The sequence below is a fragment of the Bacillus sp. AF23 genome (assembly GCF_020861455.1).
GTDB lineage: Bacteria > Bacillota > Bacilli > Bacillales > Bacillaceae > Bacillus > Bacillus halotolerans.
Map to the genome: position 1 here is coordinate 1 of NZ_JAJHVY010000061.1, position 304 is coordinate 304.

A 304-nucleotide genomic window follows, 5' to 3' on the forward strand; every position below is an offset into this window, starting at 1 on the left:
TAGATCACCAAATCGCACGATTTGGTTTTCAAGTAGAAGCTGTCGCCCTTGATTCTGGATATTTAACGACTCCCATCTGTAAAGGATTATCTGACCGCCAAATTTTTGGTGTCATCGCACATAGACGTTATCACCCTACGCGGGGCTTGTTTCCAAAATGGAAATTTCATTATGACAGTGAACAAGACAGATACATTTGTCCAAATGACCAAACACTTACATACTCAACAACTGACCGAAAAGGATACCGGTCATATAAATCAAATCCTGAAACATGTTCCTCATGCCCTTTTCTTGAAAACTG

The 304-nt window shown here is 40.1% G+C and carries 1 pseudogene; it reads left to right on the forward strand.

From position 1 onward, the window contains the following. Positions 1–304 (forward strand): annotated as a pseudogene (locus tag LNN34_RS21855) (IS5/IS1182 family transposase); the annotation flags it as partial.